Source organism: Spiroplasma ixodetis (assembly GCF_040369795.1).
Classification (GTDB): Bacteria; Bacillota_I; Bacilli_A; order Mycoplasmatales; family VBWQ01; genus Spiroplasma_E; species Spiroplasma_E ixodetis_B.
On sequence record NZ_AP028955.1, the window covers coordinates 372,507 to 391,847 of the forward strand.

General features: G+C 23.3%; 24 protein-coding genes, 8 tRNA genes and 1 pseudogene. 15 read left to right on the forward strand and 18 right to left on the reverse strand.

Annotated features, from left to right (window positions below; all coding sequences use genetic code 4):
* Positions 1–16: 16 nt before the first annotated feature.
* From ABWV63_RS02685 to thyA, 3 genes are all read right to left on the reverse strand, one after another.
* The gene (locus tag ABWV63_RS02685; protein WP_353306703.1) at positions 17–688 is read right to left on the reverse strand and encodes a lysophospholipid acyltransferase family protein; all 672 of its coding nucleotides are present in this window, start codon (positions 686–688) and stop codon (positions 17–19) included.
* A gap of 68 nt (positions 689–756) precedes the next feature.
* Entirely contained in the window at positions 757–1,248 is a 492-nt protein-coding gene (locus ABWV63_RS02690) for a dihydrofolate reductase (RefSeq protein WP_353306704.1), read from the reverse strand.
* On the reverse strand, positions 1,248–2,117 hold the full coding sequence (thyA, locus tag ABWV63_RS02695; RefSeq protein ID WP_353306705.1) for a thymidylate synthase: 870 nt from the start codon (positions 2,115–2,117) through the stop codon (positions 1,248–1,250). Before thyA ends, ABWV63_RS02690 begins: the two co-directional genes overlap by 1 nt.
* 358 nt (positions 2,118–2,475) lie before the next feature.
* On the opposite strand from thyA, the gene ABWV63_RS02700 reads away from it, so the two are divergent.
* Together ABWV63_RS02700 and ABWV63_RS02705 are read left to right on the forward strand one after the other, a co-directional pair.
* Positions 2,476–2,853: a S1 RNA-binding domain-containing protein gene (locus ABWV63_RS02700; protein WP_353306706.1), complete on the forward strand. Its 378-nt coding sequence runs from the start codon at positions 2,476–2,478 to the stop codon at positions 2,851–2,853.
* Positions 2,854–2,970: 117 nt separating this feature from the next.
* On the forward strand, positions 2,971–4,281 hold the full coding sequence (locus ABWV63_RS02705; RefSeq protein WP_353306707.1) for a glucose-6-phosphate isomerase: 1,311 nt from the start codon (positions 2,971–2,973) through the stop codon (positions 4,279–4,281).
* Between the two features lie 190 nt (positions 4,282–4,471).
* Here ABWV63_RS02705 and ABWV63_RS02710 read toward each other — a convergent pair whose 3' ends face one another.
* The 9 genes from ABWV63_RS02710 to ABWV63_RS02750 all read right to left on the reverse strand — a co-directional run bounded on the left by ABWV63_RS02710 (position 4,472) and on the right by ABWV63_RS02750 (position 9,293).
* On the reverse strand, positions 4,472–4,945 hold the full coding sequence (locus ABWV63_RS02710; RefSeq protein WP_353306708.1) for an IS630 family transposase: 474 nt from the start codon (positions 4,943–4,945) through the stop codon (positions 4,472–4,474).
* A gap of 195 nt (positions 4,946–5,140) precedes the next feature.
* Positions 5,141–5,548 (reverse strand): transposase family protein, encoded by a 408-nt coding sequence (locus tag ABWV63_RS02715; RefSeq protein ID WP_353306709.1) that lies wholly within the window; start codon positions 5,546–5,548, stop codon positions 5,141–5,143.
* The gene (locus tag ABWV63_RS02720; RefSeq protein WP_353306710.1) at positions 5,536–5,994 is read right to left on the reverse strand and encodes a transposase family protein; all 459 of its coding nucleotides are present in this window, start codon (positions 5,992–5,994) and stop codon (positions 5,536–5,538) included. The genes ABWV63_RS02715 and ABWV63_RS02720 overlap by 13 nt, the downstream gene beginning before the upstream one ends.
* Before the next feature lie 232 nt (positions 5,995–6,226).
* Positions 6,227–6,514: an IS630 transposase-related protein gene (locus ABWV63_RS02725; RefSeq protein ID WP_353306711.1), complete on the reverse strand. Its 288-nt coding sequence runs from the start codon at positions 6,512–6,514 to the stop codon at positions 6,227–6,229.
* A gap of 183 nt (positions 6,515–6,697) precedes the next feature.
* On the reverse strand, positions 6,698–7,069 hold the full coding sequence (locus ABWV63_RS02730; protein WP_353306712.1) for an IS630 family transposase: 372 nt from the start codon (positions 7,067–7,069) through the stop codon (positions 6,698–6,700).
* A 168-nt stretch (positions 7,070–7,237) separates the two neighbouring features.
* Positions 7,238–7,468 (reverse strand): IS630 transposase-related protein, encoded by a 231-nt coding sequence (locus ABWV63_RS02735; RefSeq protein ID WP_353306713.1) that lies wholly within the window; start codon positions 7,466–7,468, stop codon positions 7,238–7,240.
* A gap of 323 nt (positions 7,469–7,791) precedes the next feature.
* Positions 7,792–8,418 (reverse strand): isochorismatase family cysteine hydrolase, encoded by a 627-nt coding sequence (locus ABWV63_RS02740; RefSeq protein ID WP_353306714.1) that lies wholly within the window; start codon positions 8,416–8,418, stop codon positions 7,792–7,794.
* A gap of 9 nt (positions 8,419–8,427) precedes the next feature.
* A complete protein-coding gene (locus ABWV63_RS02745) occupies positions 8,428–8,745 on the reverse strand; it encodes a hypothetical protein (RefSeq protein WP_353306715.1) in 318 nt (105 codons plus the stop codon).
* A gap of 101 nt (positions 8,746–8,846) precedes the next feature.
* Positions 8,847–9,293 carry a hypothetical protein gene (locus ABWV63_RS02750; RefSeq protein ID WP_353306716.1) on the reverse strand — a complete coding sequence of 149 codons (447 nt, stop codon included), beginning with the start codon at positions 9,291–9,293 and terminating at the stop codon, positions 8,847–8,849.
* 228 nt (positions 9,294–9,521) lie between these two features.
* Here ABWV63_RS02750 and ABWV63_RS02755 point away from each other — a divergent pair.
* The 8 genes and pseudogenes from ABWV63_RS02755 (at position 9,522) to ABWV63_RS02790 (ending at position 11,630) form a co-directional block, all read left to right on the forward strand.
* Positions 9,522–10,760 (forward strand): annotated as a pseudogene (locus ABWV63_RS02755) (IS256 family transposase).
* A gap of 197 nt (positions 10,761–10,957) precedes the next feature.
* A tRNA-Val gene (locus ABWV63_RS02760) sits at positions 10,958–11,033 on the forward strand.
* Positions 11,034–11,040: 7 nt separating this feature from the next.
* Positions 11,041–11,117, forward strand: a tRNA-Thr gene (locus ABWV63_RS02765).
* Positions 11,118–11,128: 11 nt separating this feature from the next.
* Positions 11,129–11,213 (forward strand) — tRNA-Tyr (locus ABWV63_RS02770).
* 10 nt (positions 11,214–11,223) lie between these two features.
* Positions 11,224–11,298 (forward strand) — tRNA-Gln (locus ABWV63_RS02775).
* A gap of 16 nt (positions 11,299–11,314) precedes the next feature.
* Positions 11,315–11,389: transfer RNA gene (locus tag ABWV63_RS02780), tRNA-Lys, on the forward strand.
* A gap of 6 nt (positions 11,390–11,395) precedes the next feature.
* Positions 11,396–11,483: transfer RNA gene (locus ABWV63_RS02785), tRNA-Leu, on the forward strand.
* Between the two features lie 65 nt (positions 11,484–11,548).
* A tRNA-Leu gene (locus ABWV63_RS02790) sits at positions 11,549–11,630 on the forward strand.
* A 73-nt stretch (positions 11,631–11,703) separates the two neighbouring features.
* On the opposite strand, the gene ABWV63_RS02795 is transcribed toward ABWV63_RS02790, so the two are convergent.
* A complete protein-coding gene (locus ABWV63_RS02795) occupies positions 11,704–12,732 on the reverse strand; it encodes a hypothetical protein (protein ID WP_353306717.1) in 1,029 nt (342 codons plus the stop codon).
* Positions 12,733–13,219: 487 nt separating this feature from the next.
* Between ABWV63_RS02795 and ABWV63_RS02800 the strand changes: the two genes are divergently transcribed.
* From ABWV63_RS02800 to ABWV63_RS02815, 4 genes are all read left to right on the forward strand, one after another.
* Positions 13,220–14,371: a sodium-dependent transporter gene (locus ABWV63_RS02800; RefSeq protein ID WP_353306718.1), complete on the forward strand. Its 1,152-nt coding sequence runs from the start codon at positions 13,220–13,222 to the stop codon at positions 14,369–14,371.
* A gap of 141 nt (positions 14,372–14,512) precedes the next feature.
* Positions 14,513–14,764: a hypothetical protein gene (locus tag ABWV63_RS02805; protein ID WP_353306719.1), complete on the forward strand. Its 252-nt coding sequence runs from the start codon at positions 14,513–14,515 to the stop codon at positions 14,762–14,764.
* Positions 14,765–14,945: 181 nt separating this feature from the next.
* Positions 14,946–15,404, forward strand: coding sequence for a hypothetical protein (locus ABWV63_RS02810; protein WP_353306720.1), 459 nt, complete (start codon positions 14,946–14,948; stop codon positions 15,402–15,404).
* Between the two features lie 79 nt (positions 15,405–15,483).
* Positions 15,484–15,557 (forward strand) — tRNA-Gly (locus tag ABWV63_RS02815).
* Positions 15,558–15,610: 53 nt separating this feature from the next.
* On the opposite strand, the gene ABWV63_RS02820 is transcribed toward ABWV63_RS02815, so the two are convergent.
* The 5 genes from ABWV63_RS02820 to ABWV63_RS02840 all read right to left on the reverse strand — a co-directional run bounded on the left by ABWV63_RS02820 (position 15,611) and on the right by ABWV63_RS02840 (position 18,018).
* Complete coding sequence (locus tag ABWV63_RS02820; RefSeq protein ID WP_353306721.1) at positions 15,611–15,808, reverse strand: hypothetical protein; 198 nt, start codon at positions 15,806–15,808, stop codon at positions 15,611–15,613.
* The gene (locus ABWV63_RS02825; RefSeq protein ID WP_353306722.1) at positions 15,808–16,035 is read right to left on the reverse strand and encodes a hypothetical protein; all 228 of its coding nucleotides are present in this window, start codon (positions 16,033–16,035) and stop codon (positions 15,808–15,810) included. The genes ABWV63_RS02820 and ABWV63_RS02825 overlap by 1 nt, the downstream gene beginning before the upstream one ends.
* 134 nt (positions 16,036–16,169) lie before the next feature.
* The gene (locus ABWV63_RS02830) at positions 16,170–16,430 is read right to left on the reverse strand and encodes a hypothetical protein (RefSeq protein WP_353306723.1); all 261 of its coding nucleotides are present in this window, start codon (positions 16,428–16,430) and stop codon (positions 16,170–16,172) included.
* A 738-nt stretch (positions 16,431–17,168) separates the two neighbouring features.
* Positions 17,169–17,576 carry a transposase family protein gene (locus tag ABWV63_RS02835; protein WP_353306724.1) on the reverse strand — a complete coding sequence of 136 codons (408 nt, stop codon included), beginning with the start codon at positions 17,574–17,576 and terminating at the stop codon, positions 17,169–17,171.
* A gap of 268 nt (positions 17,577–17,844) precedes the next feature.
* Positions 17,845–18,018, reverse strand: a complete 174-nt coding sequence (locus tag ABWV63_RS02840) for a hypothetical protein (RefSeq protein ID WP_353305528.1) — start codon at positions 18,016–18,018, stop codon at positions 17,845–17,847.
* A gap of 513 nt (positions 18,019–18,531) precedes the next feature.
* Here ABWV63_RS02840 and ABWV63_RS02845 point away from each other — a divergent pair.
* Entirely contained in the window at positions 18,532–19,125 is a 594-nt protein-coding gene (locus tag ABWV63_RS02845; protein WP_353306725.1) for a hypothetical protein, read from the forward strand.
* Positions 19,126–19,341: the final 216 nt, after the last annotated feature.

Here is a 19,341-nt window from a genome sequence, read left to right on the forward strand (position 1 = left end):
CTTTTATTATTACTACTTAAATTTTATTATTGTTAAAATCATCAATTCCTTTTTCAATAATATTAAATACTTGCTTTGATAATACATCAGTAGATAATTTAATAAATTCACTTGGCTCAATTAGCTTATGAAAAATAAGATGAATATCTTTTTTGCCTTTATATTTTCGATCAAAAATTTGATAAGAATTAATAATAGTAACAGGAATAATTGGTACATAAGATTGATATGCCATATTAAAAGCACCTGCTTTAAATTCTTGCATTTCTTGTTGATGACTTCTTGTTCCTTCTGGAAAAATCATCATTGTACGCGGAATTCTAATTAATTCCTTTGCTTCTTGAAAAGCTGTAACGGCTGTTCGTGGATTATTACGATCAATAAATAAAACATCAATTAAAAAAATAAATCTTCGTGCCAAATGGCTTTTTTTTAATTCTTCTTTTGCAATAAAACCTAAAGGCGCATATAAACTATAATCATTTACCGATAATACTAATAATGGATCAAAATTTGATTGATGATTGGCAACCATTACACAGCCTTTTCTTTTTGGTCAATTCTCAATGTTATGAACGGTTAATTTAATATTATATAATCATTTAATATAACGCACACGTTTTTTCAATCAAATATATCGTTTTGCTTCAGAAACTAAACTTGGGTCTTTTAATACCTTTCTTGTCATTGAACCTGATTTACTATAAGTTTGTAATAAATAAGGTCAAGTTAAAATTGCTTTTCAAATGTTCATTATTATTTTTTTTCCTTTCTTTGATACACATTCGCCACAAATTCTGCAAATTCTGTTGTTTTGATTAATTTAAAATCAGAAAAATTACTAATAGGAAATAAAAGATCACCATTATATAAATTTTTAATGACTGAAACATATAAAAAATCAGCATAATCTCATGTCTGCTTATAAATTTCAGCACCACCAATAATATAAATATCTGTTTTTTTATTACCTTGATATTGTTTTAAATATGAAATAATATCATTTGTGAAAGTAATATTATTATCATTTAGAAATTGTTGATAACGTTCTTGATGATTAGTAACAACTATATTGTAACGATTTTTTAATGGTTTGCCAATACTTTCAAAAGTTTTTGAACCCATTAATACATTTTTATTTAAAGTAATGATCTGAAAATATTGCATTTCTTCTTTAATTTTTCAGGGCAATTTATTATTAAAACCAATTACCTTTTCTTTGGTCATTGCTCAAACTAAAATTACCATTATACTGCAACCTGACCTCTAATCAACGGATATGGATCATATTGTTCTAATTTAAAATCTTCAAATTTAAAATTAAATAAATTAGTAATATTTTTATTAATAACTAAAATTGGTAATGATTTTGGTTTTCTACTTAATTGTTCATTAATTTGTGAAAAATGATTACTATAAATATGAGCATCACCTAAAGTGTGAATAAATTCTCCTAACTGATAGCCACATATTTGTGCTAACATTATTGTTAATAATGCATAAGAAGCAATATTAAAAGGAACTCCTAAAAAAATATCTGCACTACGTTGATATAATTGACAAGATAATTTTTTATCATCAGAAACGTAAAATTGAATTAAAGTATGACATGGTGGTAGTGCCATATTTTTAATTTCCGCAGGATTTCATGCTGATAAAATGTGTCTTCGTGAAAAAGGATTGTTTTTTAAATTTTCTATTAACTTCTGCAACTGATCAACACCATTAAAATTACGTCATTGTCTACCATAAACAGGTCCTAAATCACCAAATTCAAGAGCGAATTGATGATCAGTTTTAATTTTTTCAACAAATTCTTCTAAAGTTTCATTTTGATATTTTTTACTTTCCATAAATTTCTTATAAGGTCACTCATTTCAAATTCTAACATTATTTTTAACTAAATATTCAATATTAGTATCACCAGCAATAAATCATAATAACTCATGAACAATAGAAGCAAAATTAACTTTTTTTGTAGTTAATATGGGAAAACCTTTTTGTAAATCAAAGCGCATTTGATAACCAAAAGTAGAAACAGTACCAATGCCTGTTCTATCAGCTTTTTTATATCCTTTTTCTAAAACATATTGACATAAATCTAAATATTGTTTCATAATCATTACTTCTTTCATAAATCAAATCAATTATATTTTAACAAAAAATATTTTTTTATCTAAGTTTTAATTTTATTATTTATTTTAAATTACCGTTTTAAGTATAAAATAAAGAAAAATATTAAAAAAATTAGTGATATTGTTACAAATAACATTCATTTCTTTAAAAACAAACAAGTTGCTAACAAATTTAATATTCTAATAATCTTTAAATTTAAAATCAATTAATAATTTCTCATTCTAATGTTTAGAAATTCATAAAATTAATATTATTAATTTTAACTTCAAGATTAAATATAATGTTATAATATTTTTATGTATTATTAAATTATACAAAAGAAAGAGGAATTAACTTATTATGAGTACAATTATTAAAAATGAAGAAAATGAATCAAATGTTCAACAATTTCAAGTTGGTGACATTATTACCGTAACTCCAACTGGAATAAAGGAATTTGGAGTTTTTTGTAAGTGTCCAAATGGATTTTCTGGTTTAATTCACATTAGTCGTATTACCCCTAAATTTGTTAAAAATGTTAGTGATTATTTTACAATTGGTACATCAGTTAAAGCAGAAATAACGGGTATTGATCATACTAAACAACAATTAAGTTTAAGTACAAAAGAACAAGGATTAGTTGAAAAGAATAATTCTTCAATTGAAGAAAATGGTAAAGGATTTGCACCAATAAGAGAAACTGTTGATAATTGATTTAAAAAAGAAGAAAATAATTAAAATACTATTTTTCTTCCAACCTAAAATTTTTACAACTATATTTTTATTATAAATATTAAATAGTATTATTACGAATTAATATTTTAATTTTAAATAATATAAGGAGGTTATAGAATAGTGATAAAAACTAATTTAAAGTTTACTAATTTAGATATGAAAGAATTATCAACTTTATATCAAGAAAAAGTAACGGCGATTAACGTCGAACTGGAAAGTAATGCTAAAAATGAAGATGGTTGATTAGGATGAATTGATTTTCCATTTGCATACCAAAAAGACATTACTTTTCAAGACTCTTGAAAGCGGATGAAAACTCTAGCATTGAAACTACAAAAAAAAATACAAGTTTTAGTAGTAATTGGTATTGGTGGATCATATTTAGGTGCTAGAGCAGGAATTGATATGGTGCAAGGTTTATTTAATAATACTGCTCCTGTTAAAGTAATTTATATGGGTAATACTATGAGTTCAACTTATGTTCACCAAGTTTTATCATATTTAAAAGATAAAGAATTTGCCATTAATGTTATTTCTAAATCAGGAACTACTACTGAACCAGCAATTGCCTTTCGTTTGTTAAAAGAACTATTAATTAAACAAAAGAAAAATAAGAATATTGTTAATAACAGAATTATCGCTACTACTGATAAAACAAGAGGAGTACTCCATGATTTGGCAAAAAAAGAAGGATATGAAAACTTTGTTATCCCCGATAATATCGGTGGTAGATACTCTGTTTTAACTCCTGTTGGTATTTTTCCGATGATGGTAGCAGGGATTAACTGTGAAGAAATTATTGCTGGTGCACAATTAGCAGCAAAAGAATGTAAAAGCGATAAAATTGATGTTAATGATGCTTATTTATATGCAGTTTCTCGCTATCATTTACATAAAAATAATAATAAAGCAGTTGAAATTTTAGTAGTCTATGAATTACAAATGCAAATGTTATGTGAATGATGAAAACAATTATTTGGTGAATCAGAAGGTAAGGATGGCAAAGGATTATTACCAGTTAGTGTTGTTTTTTCAACTGATTTACATTCAATGGGCCAATTTATTCAAGAAGGTTCAAAAATGTTTTTTGAAACAGTAATAAAAATCAAAAAACCTAATGAAGATATCAAAATTCCACTTGATAAAGAAAACAATGATCAATTAAATTATTTAACAAAACATTCTTTACATGAAATTAATAATATTGCCTTACAAGGAACTATTGAAGCTCATAGTGATGAAATAGTAGGAAAAACTACAAATATTTTATTAGAATGGGATACAATGGATAGCAAAATGTTTGGTTATGCTAGTTATTTCTTTATGAAGGTTTGTGCTGTTAGCGCAAAATTATTGGGTGTTGACCCATTTAACCAACCTGGTGTTGAAGTATACAAAAAGAAAATGTTTACATTATTAGGTAAAAAATAATTTCCTAATAATAAATTTAATAAAACATATAAAAACCATTCTTTTCAGAATGGTTTTTATATAACTTACTTAGTTGTTCTTTACTTATTAATTTACAATATTATATTATGACATTTTTTTGCAAATAATAATTTAAATAAATGTAATTATAAGTTAAGTTGTATTTTAAATGATGGTAAATGATATATAGCTAACTAAAGTAATGTTTACTCATATCTTGAAAAACAAAATCAATCTCTTTTTTAATATTTGGTCAATAATTTGGTAATATTTTTCTTATATTATGTTTTATAGCAAATCAAAAATGTTCAATTGGATTTAAATTAGGAGAATATGGTGGAAGAAATAATAGTTTGCATCCAGCATTTTCAATTAATTGTTGTGTTAATTTAGATTTATGAAACTTTGCATTATCTAAAACTATAATTTGTCCACACTTTAATACTGGAATTAGTATATTTTTTACATATAATTCAAAAATTTTACTGTTGCAATGTCCTTCAAATGCTCATAGGGCTTTTAATTTACCTTTATTTAGTGAACCAATTATACTCATTCTTTTTATTTTATATGCGGGTTTATTATCAAATAATCTTTTACCTTTTTCAGATCAACCATATTTATAAAATTCATTATCATCAATTCCAGATTCATCAATAGACATATTCCGTAAATAAATTTAATCAATTGTCAATAATAATATTTATAAATTTTTTAGTGTTAATAATTATAGAAGTTAATTTTTTTAAAAAAATACTTTAAAAATAAATTTATATTTCAAACACAAAAATTGTTAATATTATTTTTATATTAACTTAATAAAAATTTAAATTTTTAAAAAAATATTAAAAATATTTTTTTATTTTAATGGTTTTGTTTTATTAAAAATTTCACAAAGTAAGTTAAATCTTAAGTACATAAGTCTAAATATACTTTTTCTACATTTATTTATTAAAATTTGGAATCTTTTTAATCAAGCAAAAACATGTTCAACTTTAATTCTAATTTTTGAAATAATTTTATTGTAGATTTTTTCTTGTTTAGTTAATTTTTTATTTTTAGTTTTTTTAATTGGTAATATAGTATTTTTATAAATATTTTGTATTCCTTGATATCCCAAATCACCAATAATTATTGTTTTTTCTGAAAATTCAAGATTTGAATTTTTTAATATTTGAAAATCATGTACTTTTCCATTATCAGCAAAAATATCAACATTTTTTTTATTAAAAAAGTCATATATAATTTGAAATTTTATAGAAAACATTCAACTTTTACCAGAAAAATATTATAACTGTAGTTTTTTTTAGTTGGTATTTCAATTTCAATTTCAGTTGAATCAATTAAATAAAATTGAAATTCATTTAAATCTTCTTGTTTTTTCTCAATTTTTGATTTATATTTTATTTTTAAAAACTGATAATCTTTGTCATCACTAAGTTTATTTTCTACTCAAGTAATATTTCGAAAACAAATTGATGCACTCATTTTATATTTAATACTCATTTGGGAAAAAGTATAATATTCTTTTCGGTATACTAAAGTCATCATCAATCTTTCTTCAACTGAAAGTTTATATTTTCTACCTTTAGTTTTTTTTAAATTTTCTATTTCAATTAATTTTGTTAAAATTTCATCAAAATGAAAACGTTTTATACCAAAATATCTATAAAATTGTTCATTTTTTAATTTTTTTAAATTTTCAAAATTCATTTTTATCAACACCTTATTAATTTATTAATAAAGAAATTATAAAATAAATTTTAAATTATTAATTGACTTTTAAAAAATTTATTTACGGAATATGTCTAATATATACTAAATCTTCATTCATTATTTTAGCTATTTCTTTTAAAAAATCTTCTTGTTTATTTTTATCTCTTTGTTCATATAAAAAAGTTTTTTTATATGTATAATTTAGTTTTTTGAAATAGTTATAAACTGTTTATTTAGTCATATCACCAAATTTTTCAATCACTTTTTGAACTGTAACATCTTTATTTTGTGCTAAATAATTTTTTAATTCATCTAAATCCTTTATTTTGTGGCTATGTCCTTTTTGATAATTCAAAATTGGTTTTATATGTCCAGTTTCTTTTTTTATTTTTCTTCATAAGAATAAAGTCTTTCTAGTAATATTAAACACTTTACAAATTTCTTTAATTTTCATTTTTTTACTTTCATAGGCTTCTATTACTTTTCTTCGTAAGTCTTTACTGTATGGTTTTGGCATAATTTAATCTTCCTAATATATTTTAAATATTGCTGAATTGTAATTTTAAATTCAAAAACTGTTTAAATTACATATTATTATTTTACTCATATCTTGAAAAACAAAATCAATCGCTTTTTTAATATTTGGTCAATAATTTGGTAATATTTTTCTTATATTATGTTTTATAGCAAATCAAAAATGTTAAATTGGATTTAAATTAGGAGAATATGGCGGAAGAAATAATAGTTTGCATCCAGTATTTTCAATTAATTGTTGTGTTAATTTAGATTTATGAAACGTTGCATTATCTAAAACTATAATTTGTCCACGCTTTAATACTGGAATTAGTATATTTTTTACATATGATTCAAAAATTTTACTGTTGCAATGTCCTTCAAACGCTCATAGGGCTTTTAATTTACCTTTATTTAGTGAACCAATTATAATCATTCTTTTTATTTTATATGCGGGTTTATTATCAAATAATCTTTTACCTTTTTCAGATCAACCATATTTATAAAATTCATTATCATCAATTCCAGATTCATCAATATATACTAAATCTTCATTCATTATTTTAGCTATTTCTTTTAAAAAATATTCTTGTTTATTTTTATCTCTTTATTCATATAAAAAAGTTTTTTTATATGAATAATTTAGTTTTTTGAAATAGTTATAAACTGTTTCTTTAGTCATATCACCAAATTTTTCAATTACTTTTTGAACTGTAACATCTTTATTTTACGCTAAATAATTTTTTAATTCATCTAAATCCTTTATTTTGTGGCTATGTCCTTTTTGATAATTCAAAATTGGTTTTATATGCCCAGTTTCTTTTTTTCTTTTTCTTCATAAGAATAAAGTCTTTCTAGTAATATTGAACACTTTACAAATTTCTTTAATTTTCATGTTTTTACTTTCATAGGCTTCTATTACTTTTCTTCGTAAGTCTTCACTGTATGGTTTTGGCATAATTTAATCTTCCTAATCTATTTTAAATATTGCTGAATTGTACTTTTAAATTAAAAAACTGTTTAAATTACATATTATTATTTTACATTATTTATGAGTAAACATTACTTTAGTTAGCTATATATACCAATACTAGTTGATGGCGCATTTATAAAATCAAATTGATTTATTTCATTTACCATTTTTTGTTCTTTAATTAAAAAACTTTCTACTATATACTTAGTTATTTGTTCTTGAATAGAATATTGTGCTTTTTCTTCAGAAAAACCTTGATTAATACATTCAATAAAAATGAAAGATAATTTTTCATTTATTTCATTTAATTAAATAACATCCTTAACAATAGTAATGCCATTTTTAAGCATTGAATATCATGCATATTGATTTAAAATATGAGTTGGATGCTCTGGTTGATCATAAGTATTTGTCATTGCCATCGGAACAATAACATTTACTTCTTTATTGTGCTGATTAAATCAAGTTTTACAACTAATAGCAAATTGATAAATACAAATATCAGTACAACAACCAACAATAATAATGTTATCCCATTGTAAATTTGGCTTAAAATCAAAAGCAAAAAAACCATTAGTACTATTTTTTTTAATAATCTTAATATTGTCAAATTTTAATTCTTCTACTAACTCTGATTCAACAGTATTTTCCAAACAATGACTAGGAAAAGTATGGAATTCGGGACTATGTTCATTATGAGCATCATTAAAAGCAATAACTTTGGTTTCATTAGTATTTACTTTTGCTAATAAATTTTTAATTGGTTTAATAATTGAATTAATATTAGGTGAAAATAAATTTCCTTTTTTAGCAAAGCCATTAACCATATCAACAATAAATATAATATTATGACCTTTTAAAGTTTTAAAATCTAAATTAACCGTTTTATCCAAAGTTTTATTTATCATTTCAATAAATGAATCATTATTTTTCATTATTCACCTCTATTTTTTAAAAATTAATCGTTTAATAATAAATCAAATTATACTACAGCTAGAACAAATTGGCATTAAGAAAATAGTAAAAATAATCCCTACCTTTAAAAAGAAAATATCTACTGTTATTCCTTGACTACTTTGATATGTTAAACTATCAATTACACCATTTATATAAATAAAATTAAATCCATTAAAAATGTTTTCTATTTTAATACTTAATAACATAATTAACCCTAATAATAAAAATATAAAACCAGAAAAAAATAAAATAGTAATTATTTTTTCATCAAGAGGTAATTTTTTTCATCAATTTTTAGTTATCATTATTATCACCTATTTTTTTTAATTATATCATTGTTATATTACTACTATAAAATAAATAAAAAAATTCTTACTTTAATGTGAAAAATAATAATTTTTTAAAATTAATAAATTGCTATTTTTATTTTTTTCACTACTTTTAAATAACAACTGTATCCAAAAATAATAATAATTGTAAACAATAAGATTGGAGTAGCAATAACCGATAAGATTAATCCTATTTGTAACTGTGCTGCTGGGCCTGTTAAAGTTGCAGTTCCACCTAATGCAGCAAATGCAATTTTTAATTTATCAAAATAATCAGTTAATGACATAGTAACACCAAAATTAGTTATACTACCCTTAATAAAATCTCCAATAGTTCAAGGATGAGAATTTATTAAAATTAAAAACCCATCATGACTTTCAGCCACTTTAGCTCCTAGAGGTTTAACTGTTCAAGATACTGTTCCGATTAAAATTAATCCTAAAATCATTACTATTAACATAGTTATAAATACGTAAAAGCTAATTTTATCTAACTTTGATAATTTTTTTGAAATTTTTTGCATAAATTTTCACTTTTTTTTAATATAAATATGGCTCAAAAAAATTGTAGCAAACTATAAAAAAATATTATATTTAAAATATATAAAAACTGAAAATAGGTATAAAATAGTAATATTTAACATAAAATTATTTTTTTGGTAATGTTTAGTAATCTGTGTAACTTACAAAAATAACTATGTTTAATTAATTCTAGTAAATAAAATTAAATAACTAGAAAGAGTGAGTTACGTATGTCTAAAAAACAAAATATTAATAATAATGATCCAATATCAAAAGCAGTAGATTTATTATTAGAAAATACTGAAGATTTAACAACAGTTTTTAAAGAGGGAGGTTTATATAAAGAATTAACAAAAAGATTAGTTGAAAAAATGTTGAATTCTGAAATGAAAAATTATTTAGGATATGAAAAAAATCAACATAATAATAGTGATAATGCTCGTAATGGTATAAATTCAAAAAAATTAATAACCCAACAAGGTAAAATTGAGATTAATGTACCACGAGATCGTAATAGTAATTTTGAGCCAGTAATAGTTGCAAAAAGACAAAGAAGATTTGATGGTTTTGATCAACAAGTTCTTTCATTATATGCCAAAGGCATGACTTTATCAGATATTAGAATGCAGTTACAAGAGTTATATCATGGTGCTGATATTAGCGAAAGTGTTATTAGTCAAATTACTGATGATGTTATTGATGATGTTAAAGCATGACAAAATCGGCCATTAGAAAGTGTTTATCCGATTGTTTATTTTGATTGTATAGTAGTTAAAGTACGACAAGATAAACGCATTATTAACAAATCAGTTTATATAGCACTAGGAGTTGATTTAGAAGGTAAAAAAGATGTTTTAGGTTTATGAATTAGCAAAAATGAAGGTTCTAAGTTTTGATTATCTAATTTCACAGAAATGAAAAATCGAGGCTTAAATGATATTCTTATTGCTTGTAGTGACAATTTAACAGGAATGTCATAAGCAATACAATCAGTTTATCCTAAAACCGAACATCAATTATGCATAGTTCATCAAATTAGAAATAGTTTAAAATATGTTTCATACAAACATAGAAAATCACTAGTTACAGATTTAAAACCAATTTATAGTGCATGTAGTTAAGAACAAGCAATGCAAGTTTTAGAATCTTTTGAAAGTAAATGAAATAAACAATATCCTCAAATTGCTAAATCATGATATAAAAATTGAGATAATTTAATGGTTTTTATTAGTTATTCTGCAGAAATCAAAAGAGTTATTTATACAACAAATGCTATTGAATCTGTTAATAGTCAATTACGAAAAGTTATTAGAAATAAAAAAGTTTTTCCAAATGATATGGCAGTTTTTAAAATATTTTACTTAGCAATTGAAAATATAACAAAAAAATGAACAATGCCAATTCAAAATTGAAATACAGCAATTGCTCATTTTATGATAAAATTTGAAGATAGAATTAATCTAAACTAGTAACTTTGTAAAAAGATACACAGATTTTTAAAAAGCCTCATTTTTTTTGGTTTTTTCTCTTAAGTTTTCTTTTAAAAAATAATTAAAAATAAAATAATTTTACATTATCTTTAAAAAATAATTGTAAATGTGAAAAATATCTATTATAATGATTAAGGTTTTTTAAGAATAAATAATTCTAATAAAACAAAAAATAAGGAGTATTAGCTCAGCTGGGAGAGCAATTGCCTTACAAGCAATAGGTCGGCGGTTCAAGTCCGTCATACTCCACCATTTACCTGCTGATGTAGCTCAATCCGGCAGAGCAACGGTTTTGTAAACCGTAGGTTGCAGGTTCGATTCCTGTCATCAGCACCATTATTATTTATGGAGGGGTAGCAAAGTGGCCAACTGCACCTGGCTGTAAACCAGATCTCTTCGAGTTCGGGGGTTCGACTCCCTCCCCCTCCACCATATTACTTATTGGGGTGTAGCCAAGCGGTAAGGCAACGGCCTTTGACGCCGTCATGCGTTGGTTCAAATCCAACCACCTCAGCCATATATTTTATTAATTTGTCCTCGTAGCTCAGCGGTAGAGCACTCGGCTTTTAACCGAGGTGTCGCAAGTTCGATCCTTGCCGGGGACACCATTTGATGCCCAGGTGGTGAAATGGCAGACACGTCGGGCTTAAGATCCGATGACTTTTACAGGTTGTGCGAGTTCGAGTCTCGCTCTGGGCACCATTTTATATATTTATTAATGACGAGGAAGTATTCCTCATTTTTTATAAATAAGTAAACTATATTTTGTCCAGATGGCGAAATGGCAGACGCAGTAGACTCAAAATCTACCGAGAAATCATGCGGGTTCGAGTCCCGCTCTGGGCACCACTAATATTAAATTATTAGTATAAAAAAGTATTCTTAAAAGAATACCTTTTTATTTTTATAACATTAAATATTATTAAACTGATAATCGACGTTCTGAAGATGGTTGTTTAATAGGCAAACGTTCTTCAGAATTTAATGTTGCTATATTAAGTGGTTTAGGATCAGGTATTTCAACAACATGAGAAGTTGACATGACTAATTGTGTTTCCTCTCCATTATTAATTTTTTCTGGATTAAAAGATTTATTTAATAATGAAGTATTATCATCACTATCTTCAGAACTTGATGATGATGGCGAAGATGTACTGCTAGAAACATTTTCATAAGTATCTTCTTCATCAAAATTATTAACATCCACACATCAATTTTCATATAATTCCATTCCAGTATTTATTAATAAACCAGTACCAACTGTTGCAAAACCAGCTATTGTTGCTCAAAAAGCAATTGATCTTTTTTTATAAAATGGTTGATCATCATCATTATTATTTGGATTACTTAATTCATGATATGCAAAAAGACTAACACCAGTAATCGCACTAGCAATAGTTATTGGCGCTAATAAACTTGCTGCTGTATTGCCTATTTTTTGTCATATATTACGTTGTTGATTTATTACATTTTCTTCATTATTAGGTACACAACATTCTGATATTTTTTTACTGATTGTCACTATGTGATTTAAACTTGAAGCTGCTGCTGCTTTAATAAAAGCATATGTAACAGGTAATGTATCTGGATTGGGTGTTGGTCAGTTAAGTCAAGTTACTGCTAGCGGTAATAATGGTGCTGTTGCAAAACTTACTCCTGTTAATAAATTGTTAATCCTTACATTATTAATATTTCGATATCTTAATATTAAATTAGTTAACGAAATTTTTGAATTAACTGCGCCTTCCACCATAAAACATAATGCTGGTACTAGTGATAATAATCCATCTTGATATAATAAATAGTTACCCCCAGTTACCATTGAATTACCAATAGTAAGTAATACATCTCTTATAGTAGGTGCTACCCTATTTCTATTATTAGTTGATATTAAATCATTTGGTAATAATTGTTCTGTAGAAGAATAACTTCTTGCTGGTGATAAATCCATATTTTTCATCCTTTCTAAAAAATAATTTAAAGTAATAAAATTAATATAAAAAAACCCATATTAAGAATTACAATCCTTAAATATGAGCTAAACTCTAGTCTTTATTTATTACTTCTTGTATTATAACCCTATATTAAATAAATGAAAGTAATATAATTATTAATATTAAAATTATGAAAAATAATTTTAAAAACTTAAATAATTAAATTAATAACACTAAAAAATAAATTTTTATTATTTCCTTATATAAGGAAAAGTTTTATTTTTTATTAATCTTTTTTAAAATTTACTCAAAACCCTTGTTTTTTTTCTTATTATTTATTTTTAATAATATCATTTTATTTAATAAAATAAAATTTTGATTTTCTATATATTTTTCAATACACATTATTAATAAATAACATCACAAAATTTTATTTACTGAAATTGGTTTTAATAAAATATTTTTTTGTATAATTAACTGTTATAAAGGAGGTCATTTATTAATATGAAAAAACAACGCTTAAATATCTCAAAATTAGGATTCTTACTTTCAGTAATTGGTTCGGCAGTAGGATTAGGTGGTATTTGAGGATTTCCAACTCAAATGTATAACCATCATGGTGCTTTTCTAATCCCTTTTTTAATATGTATGGTAATTTGTGCAATACCAGTTTTATTTATTGAAATGACAATTGGTAATAAATATCGCAAAAATCATATTGAATTTTTTAGTGATGTTGGAGGTAAAAAGGGTGCTTTTTTCTCTTGATTGCATTCAACAACCGTTATTTTACTAATTACTTATTATAGTGTTTTAGTAGGATGAACTTTAATTAATATTATTATTATTTTTACTTCTAATTTAAATAAAGGTTCTTATTTTTATCATAATATTTTACAACAAACAAATGATCAAGATATTAGCGATTTAAATAGCCTAGGTAAATTAAATTGAATGATTTTACTTGCAACAATTGGTGTATGAATTATTTTGGGTATTATTCTATTAGGTGGTGTTGAAAAAGGAATTGAAAAAGCCAATAAAATTATGATTCCATTTTTATTTTTAATGATTATTATTTTAGCAATTTATACTAGTACATTATCGGGTGCTAAGCTTGGATTAAATGTAATGTTTGATTTAGATGCTAAAGAATTATTAAATCCTGGATTATGAAAAAATGCTTTTGGTCAATCATTCTTTATGTTATCAACATGTACAGGAACCATTTATATTTATGCAGCTCATGATCCTGAAAAACAAGATAGTACTAATCAAGCTTTTGTAGTAGCCTTTGTTACTATCGTTATTGGTATATTAACAACAATTATTTTTTTTAATTCAATAGGTGCAATTGCTCAAAATCAAGGTAAAACTGATATTAAATATGTATTTCAAGCAGGTCCTGCTTTGATTTTCCAAGTAATACCACAATTATTCGCTATTATTAATAATCAAATTCCTATTTTAGGAAATATTTTAGCAATATTATTTTTTGTTACACTTTTCTTTGCGGGTATGTCCTCACTAATTGGTCAAGTTGAATCAATGGTAAATGGTCTAGAATATGAAATTAATTTAAAGCGCAAACAAGTATTAGCAATATCATTATTAGGAGCAATGGCAGTATCATTATTATTTACCTTTAGTAATTAACCAGCGCTGTTTAATGGGCTAGCAATCTGAGTAGCACAAATTTGATTACTAATAATTGGGTTTATTTTATTAATTGGTATTAGTCCATATGGTTGAAAACTATATGATACATTAAAATTATATAATAATGAAAATTCATGAATGAAATGAACAAAAGGATATAAAATAGTAATTTTAATTATCGCACCAATTTTTATTTTAATTAATATTGCTGCTGGTATCTATGATTTTATTATTAATATTATCAATGCTAATTTTGTCTATGGTACAGTTGGTCTAACACTTGGTGTTTGATTAGTTTTACTTTTAACTTTTATCTTAACTTATCATAAAAATATTCATAATGGTTTTAATAAATTATTTAAAATAAAAACAAAAACTGAAAGAGGTTAAAAAAAATGGATGTTGGAGCAATTATTTTAATGGTAATTTCTTCAGTAAGTATTATTGGTCTTTTTATTTTCTTTGTCATAATGGATTTTAAAAGTCATAAAAAACAAAAAAGAAAATAAAAAAACAAAGAATAATATTTTTTAAAATATTTTAGTATACTTATTATTAAATGGTGAGTGAAATGGAAAAAAATAAATTAAAACAAATTTTATTAATTAGCAAAATAACTTTAACAATTGCTTCTTTATTTTTATTTTTAGTTTGACTAATGTTTATGACTAATAATTTTTTTCCTAAATCTCAAAACTCATTTGTTGCCAAAATTATGAATACTTCAATTCAAATTATGATTTGACCAATTACTAGTATAATTCTATTTATTTTTATTATGCCAATATGAGTTACTAATAAAAAACAAATTTTATTAGTATTTTTAACATTGTCACTAATTATCACAATATTGTGTACAACTTTCCTTTTCAGTTTAAATATTAATAAATTCTGAATTATATGATTAATTGCTCATTTTTTTGCTATAGCTTCAATTATTTTTGTAATTTTTTATTTTTTCTTTAAAGAAAAACTTCTTTTATTTAAAAAGAAAAAAATAAACATATTGAAAAAAAAGATTAAAAAATAATTTTTTTTAACTTGTTTATCAAAAGTAGTTGACTTTAATTTTAGTAATATGATATAAATACATGGTGGTTAACATAACTGCGGGTGTCGTATAATGGTATTATTACAGCCTTCCAAGCTGAAGACGTGGGTTCGATTCCCATCACCCGCTCCATTATAAAAAAATAAAAGCCGTAATTAATACGCCTTTTATTTTTTTATAATGGTTTATATTTTAGGACCTTTTTTAGTTTGTAGTACTACTGCTGTTTCTTCATCACTATAATTACTACAAGCACATTTATTAACTATTTCTGCTCATGAATTTACTGGATACATAACTAAAGACATTCCATTAGTTTTTTCTGGTAATGATTCTAAATATTTTATTTTATTATTTGTGCATTCTTCTAAATTAATTTTCATTAGTTATCCCCTACTTCTTTTAAAATTCGACTATTAAAAGCGTCTGCTAAGAACTTATAAACTTTTACTTCGGAAATATTTTTTAAATCATACCAATTAATGATGTCAGTTAATTTTAAAATCACATCATGATATTTTATAAAATAAGTTTTATTTTCAACATTTGCTCACTTTTCTAAACTCATTGCATAATAAATTATTCCATCTCTATAAAATTGTGATTTCATATTTTTCACTCCTTTAAACGATATAATAAAACAAAAAACCTAATTTAAATACAAAAATTTAAACGAGTTCTATAAAAAAACCAAAATATTTTGTTCTAAAGTTCCTTTAAAACTTTAATACAATTGTAACTCATTTACAAGAAATGCCAAGTAAAATCAATAAAAAAAATAAATAACTTAAAATTAATATAAAGAGATAAATAAAGATTGCAAATGCAATCTTTATTTATAATTGTACTGAAATTCTTTTTAAAACAAAATTTTTTATATTCACTGATTGGAACTTCAGTTTTATTTATTAAATCGCTTACTTGTTTTTGTCATTTTTTAACTAAGTTTTTCATCTCTACATAGTCAGGTGTAACAATAGAAACAAAAATAATCATTTGTTTCATAATTTGTAACTTAACCTCACAATGTTTCTTATTGACTAATCTGGTGTCTCAAGCATAAGCAAGAACTGTTCTATTGCTTACTGCTACTTTAATTAATTTGTTTTAGTTTTATCTTTAGGAATTTCTTTTAATCTTTTTTCCTTTTCTTTAAAAATTTAATTTAATAAAAACCCTAACATAGAAATATAACTATATTAGGAATGAACAGTTATTGAACATTTATTAAATTTTGAATATATAATAACATAAAAAATAATACTTTTGATGAAAATTATAATTAACGCTTATATAAGTATTGATATTTAATTTCCTATACATTTATTTTTTATAAATAATTAAATTATAAAACTTCTAAGGAAATAACTATTTCTAATTAAACAATAGTTATCTAATACAAGACTAAATGAAAAATATATATATTAAATGTAGATACTATGATATAATTTTTCTAAAATTAATATAATTTTTTACCTATTTACTTTTATTTTAAAGTAAATAGGTTTTTTTAAAAAAGGAGATATTTAGAAGTTCTATATAAGACATATTCCGTAAATAAATTTAATCAATTGTCAATAATAATATTTATAAATTTTTTAGTGTTAATAATTATAGAAGTTAATATTTTTAAAAAAATACTTTAAAAATAAATTTATATTTCAAACACAAAAATTGTTAATATTATTTTTATATTAACTTGATAAAAATTTAAATTTTTAAAAAAATATTTTTAATATTTTTTTATTTTAATGGTTTTGTTTTATTAAAAATTTCACAAAGTAAGTTAAATCTTAAGTACATAAGTCTAAATATACTTTTTCTACATTTATTTATTAAAATTTTGAATCTTTTTAATCAAGCAAAAACATGTTCAACTTTAATTCTAATTTTTGAAATAATTTTATTGTAGATTTTTTCTTGTTTAGTTAATTTTTTATTTTTAGTTTTTTTAATTGGTAATATAGTATTTTTATAAATATTTTGTATTACTTGATATCCCAAATCACCAATAATTATTGTTTTTTCTGAAAATTCAAGATTTGAATTTTTTAATATTTGAAAATCACGTACTTTTCCATTATCAGCAAAAAGATCAACATTTTTTTTATTAAAAAAGTCATATATAATTTGAAATTTTATAGAAAACATTGAACTTTTACCAGAAAAATATTCTAACTGTAGTTTTTTTTAGTTGGTCTTTCAATTTCAATTTCAGTTGAATCAATTAAATAAAATTGAAATTCATTTAAATCTTCTTTTTTTTATCAATTTTTGATTTATATTTTTTTTAAAAACTGATAATCTTTGTCATCACTAAGTTTATTTTCTACTCAAGTAATATTTTGAAAACAACTTGATGCACTCATTTTATATTTAATACTCATTTGGAAAAAAGTATAATATTATTTTCAGTATACTAAAGTCATCATCAATCTTTCTTCAACTGAAAGTTTATATTTTCTACCTTTAGTTTTTTTAAATTTTCTATTTCAATTAATTTTGTTAACATTTCATCAAAATGAAAACGTTTTATACCAAAATATCTATAAAATTGTTCATTTTTTAATTTTTTTAAATTTTCAAAATTCATTTTTATCAACACCTTATTAATTTATTAATAAAGAAATTATAAAATAAATTTTAAATTATTAATTGACTTTTAAAAAATTTATTTACGGAATATGTCTATAGTAAAAAGACAGAAAATCTTATAACAGAAAAAGAAAAACAAGTTTTTAAAGAAAAAAACAACAACAAATTCAAGAAAAATTAAACCACAATCACCAATAACAACATCTCTTGTTGAAATATTACTAAATAATAATGAAAAACTTGTTGTTACTATTACTAGTGATCAGTATCTTAATAAAGATAACAAACAAGTACCATTATATAAAGTAATTAAAACTTCAGAACCAAATAAAAAAATAAACATTAAAGCAATAAGTTCAATTAAAAACGACAAACAACGAATAACAATTATAAATAATACCAATTCACAATCAATATAAAAATAAAATAAAATTATTAAAGATTGAAATTGAAATTTTTAATAATTTTATTTTTGGAAATTATCCCCACATGTACTAGTGTGGAGGAAAAAATGAATTGAAATGAATTAAATAGCATATTTCAAAATGAAAACGATTGTTTGAAATATATAGCGAAGTTGAAAGTAATGAAATGTATTAGGTGTGCTTCTTATAATTTGAATGTTTCTGATTTGAGAAGAATAAGATGTTTGAAATGTCATCAAACATTTAGTATTCTTCATTACACCATTTTTCACAAGTCAAAAACACCTTTGACATCTTGGTTTTATCTCATCTTTAGATGAATAAACACAAAGCATGGTATACCATCAACAGATGTTGCAAGGGAATTGGGTGTGACATATAAAACAGTTTGAAGAATGGGTCATGAAATCAGAACTAGAATTTGGAATCAAGATGCAGAGTTCATTGATGATGGCGCAGCACAGATGGATGAAATGTATCTTTCACATTTAGGTTTTAAAAAACAAGGAAGATCCTTGTTTTTTAAAACCTTGATTGTTGGAGTTTATGAGAAAACCAGCAACAAACTAATTGTAAAAGTATTGAAAAAAGAAGATGAGAAAAACCTTTTATGATTTGCATTGAAACACATTTCTACTGGGTTGGTAATGTTTAGTAATCTGTGTAACTTACAAAAATAACTATGTTTAATTAATTCTAGTAAATAAAATTAAATAACTAGAAAGAGTGAGTTACTTATGTCTAAAAAAATATTAATAATAATAATCCAATATCAAAAGCAGTAGATTTATTGGTAATGTTTAGTAATCTGTGTAACTTAGTGATTTTAAAACTAAAATTTATTTAAAAAACACAGTTTTTAGGAAAGTCCCGATTTATACTAGAAAATACTGAAG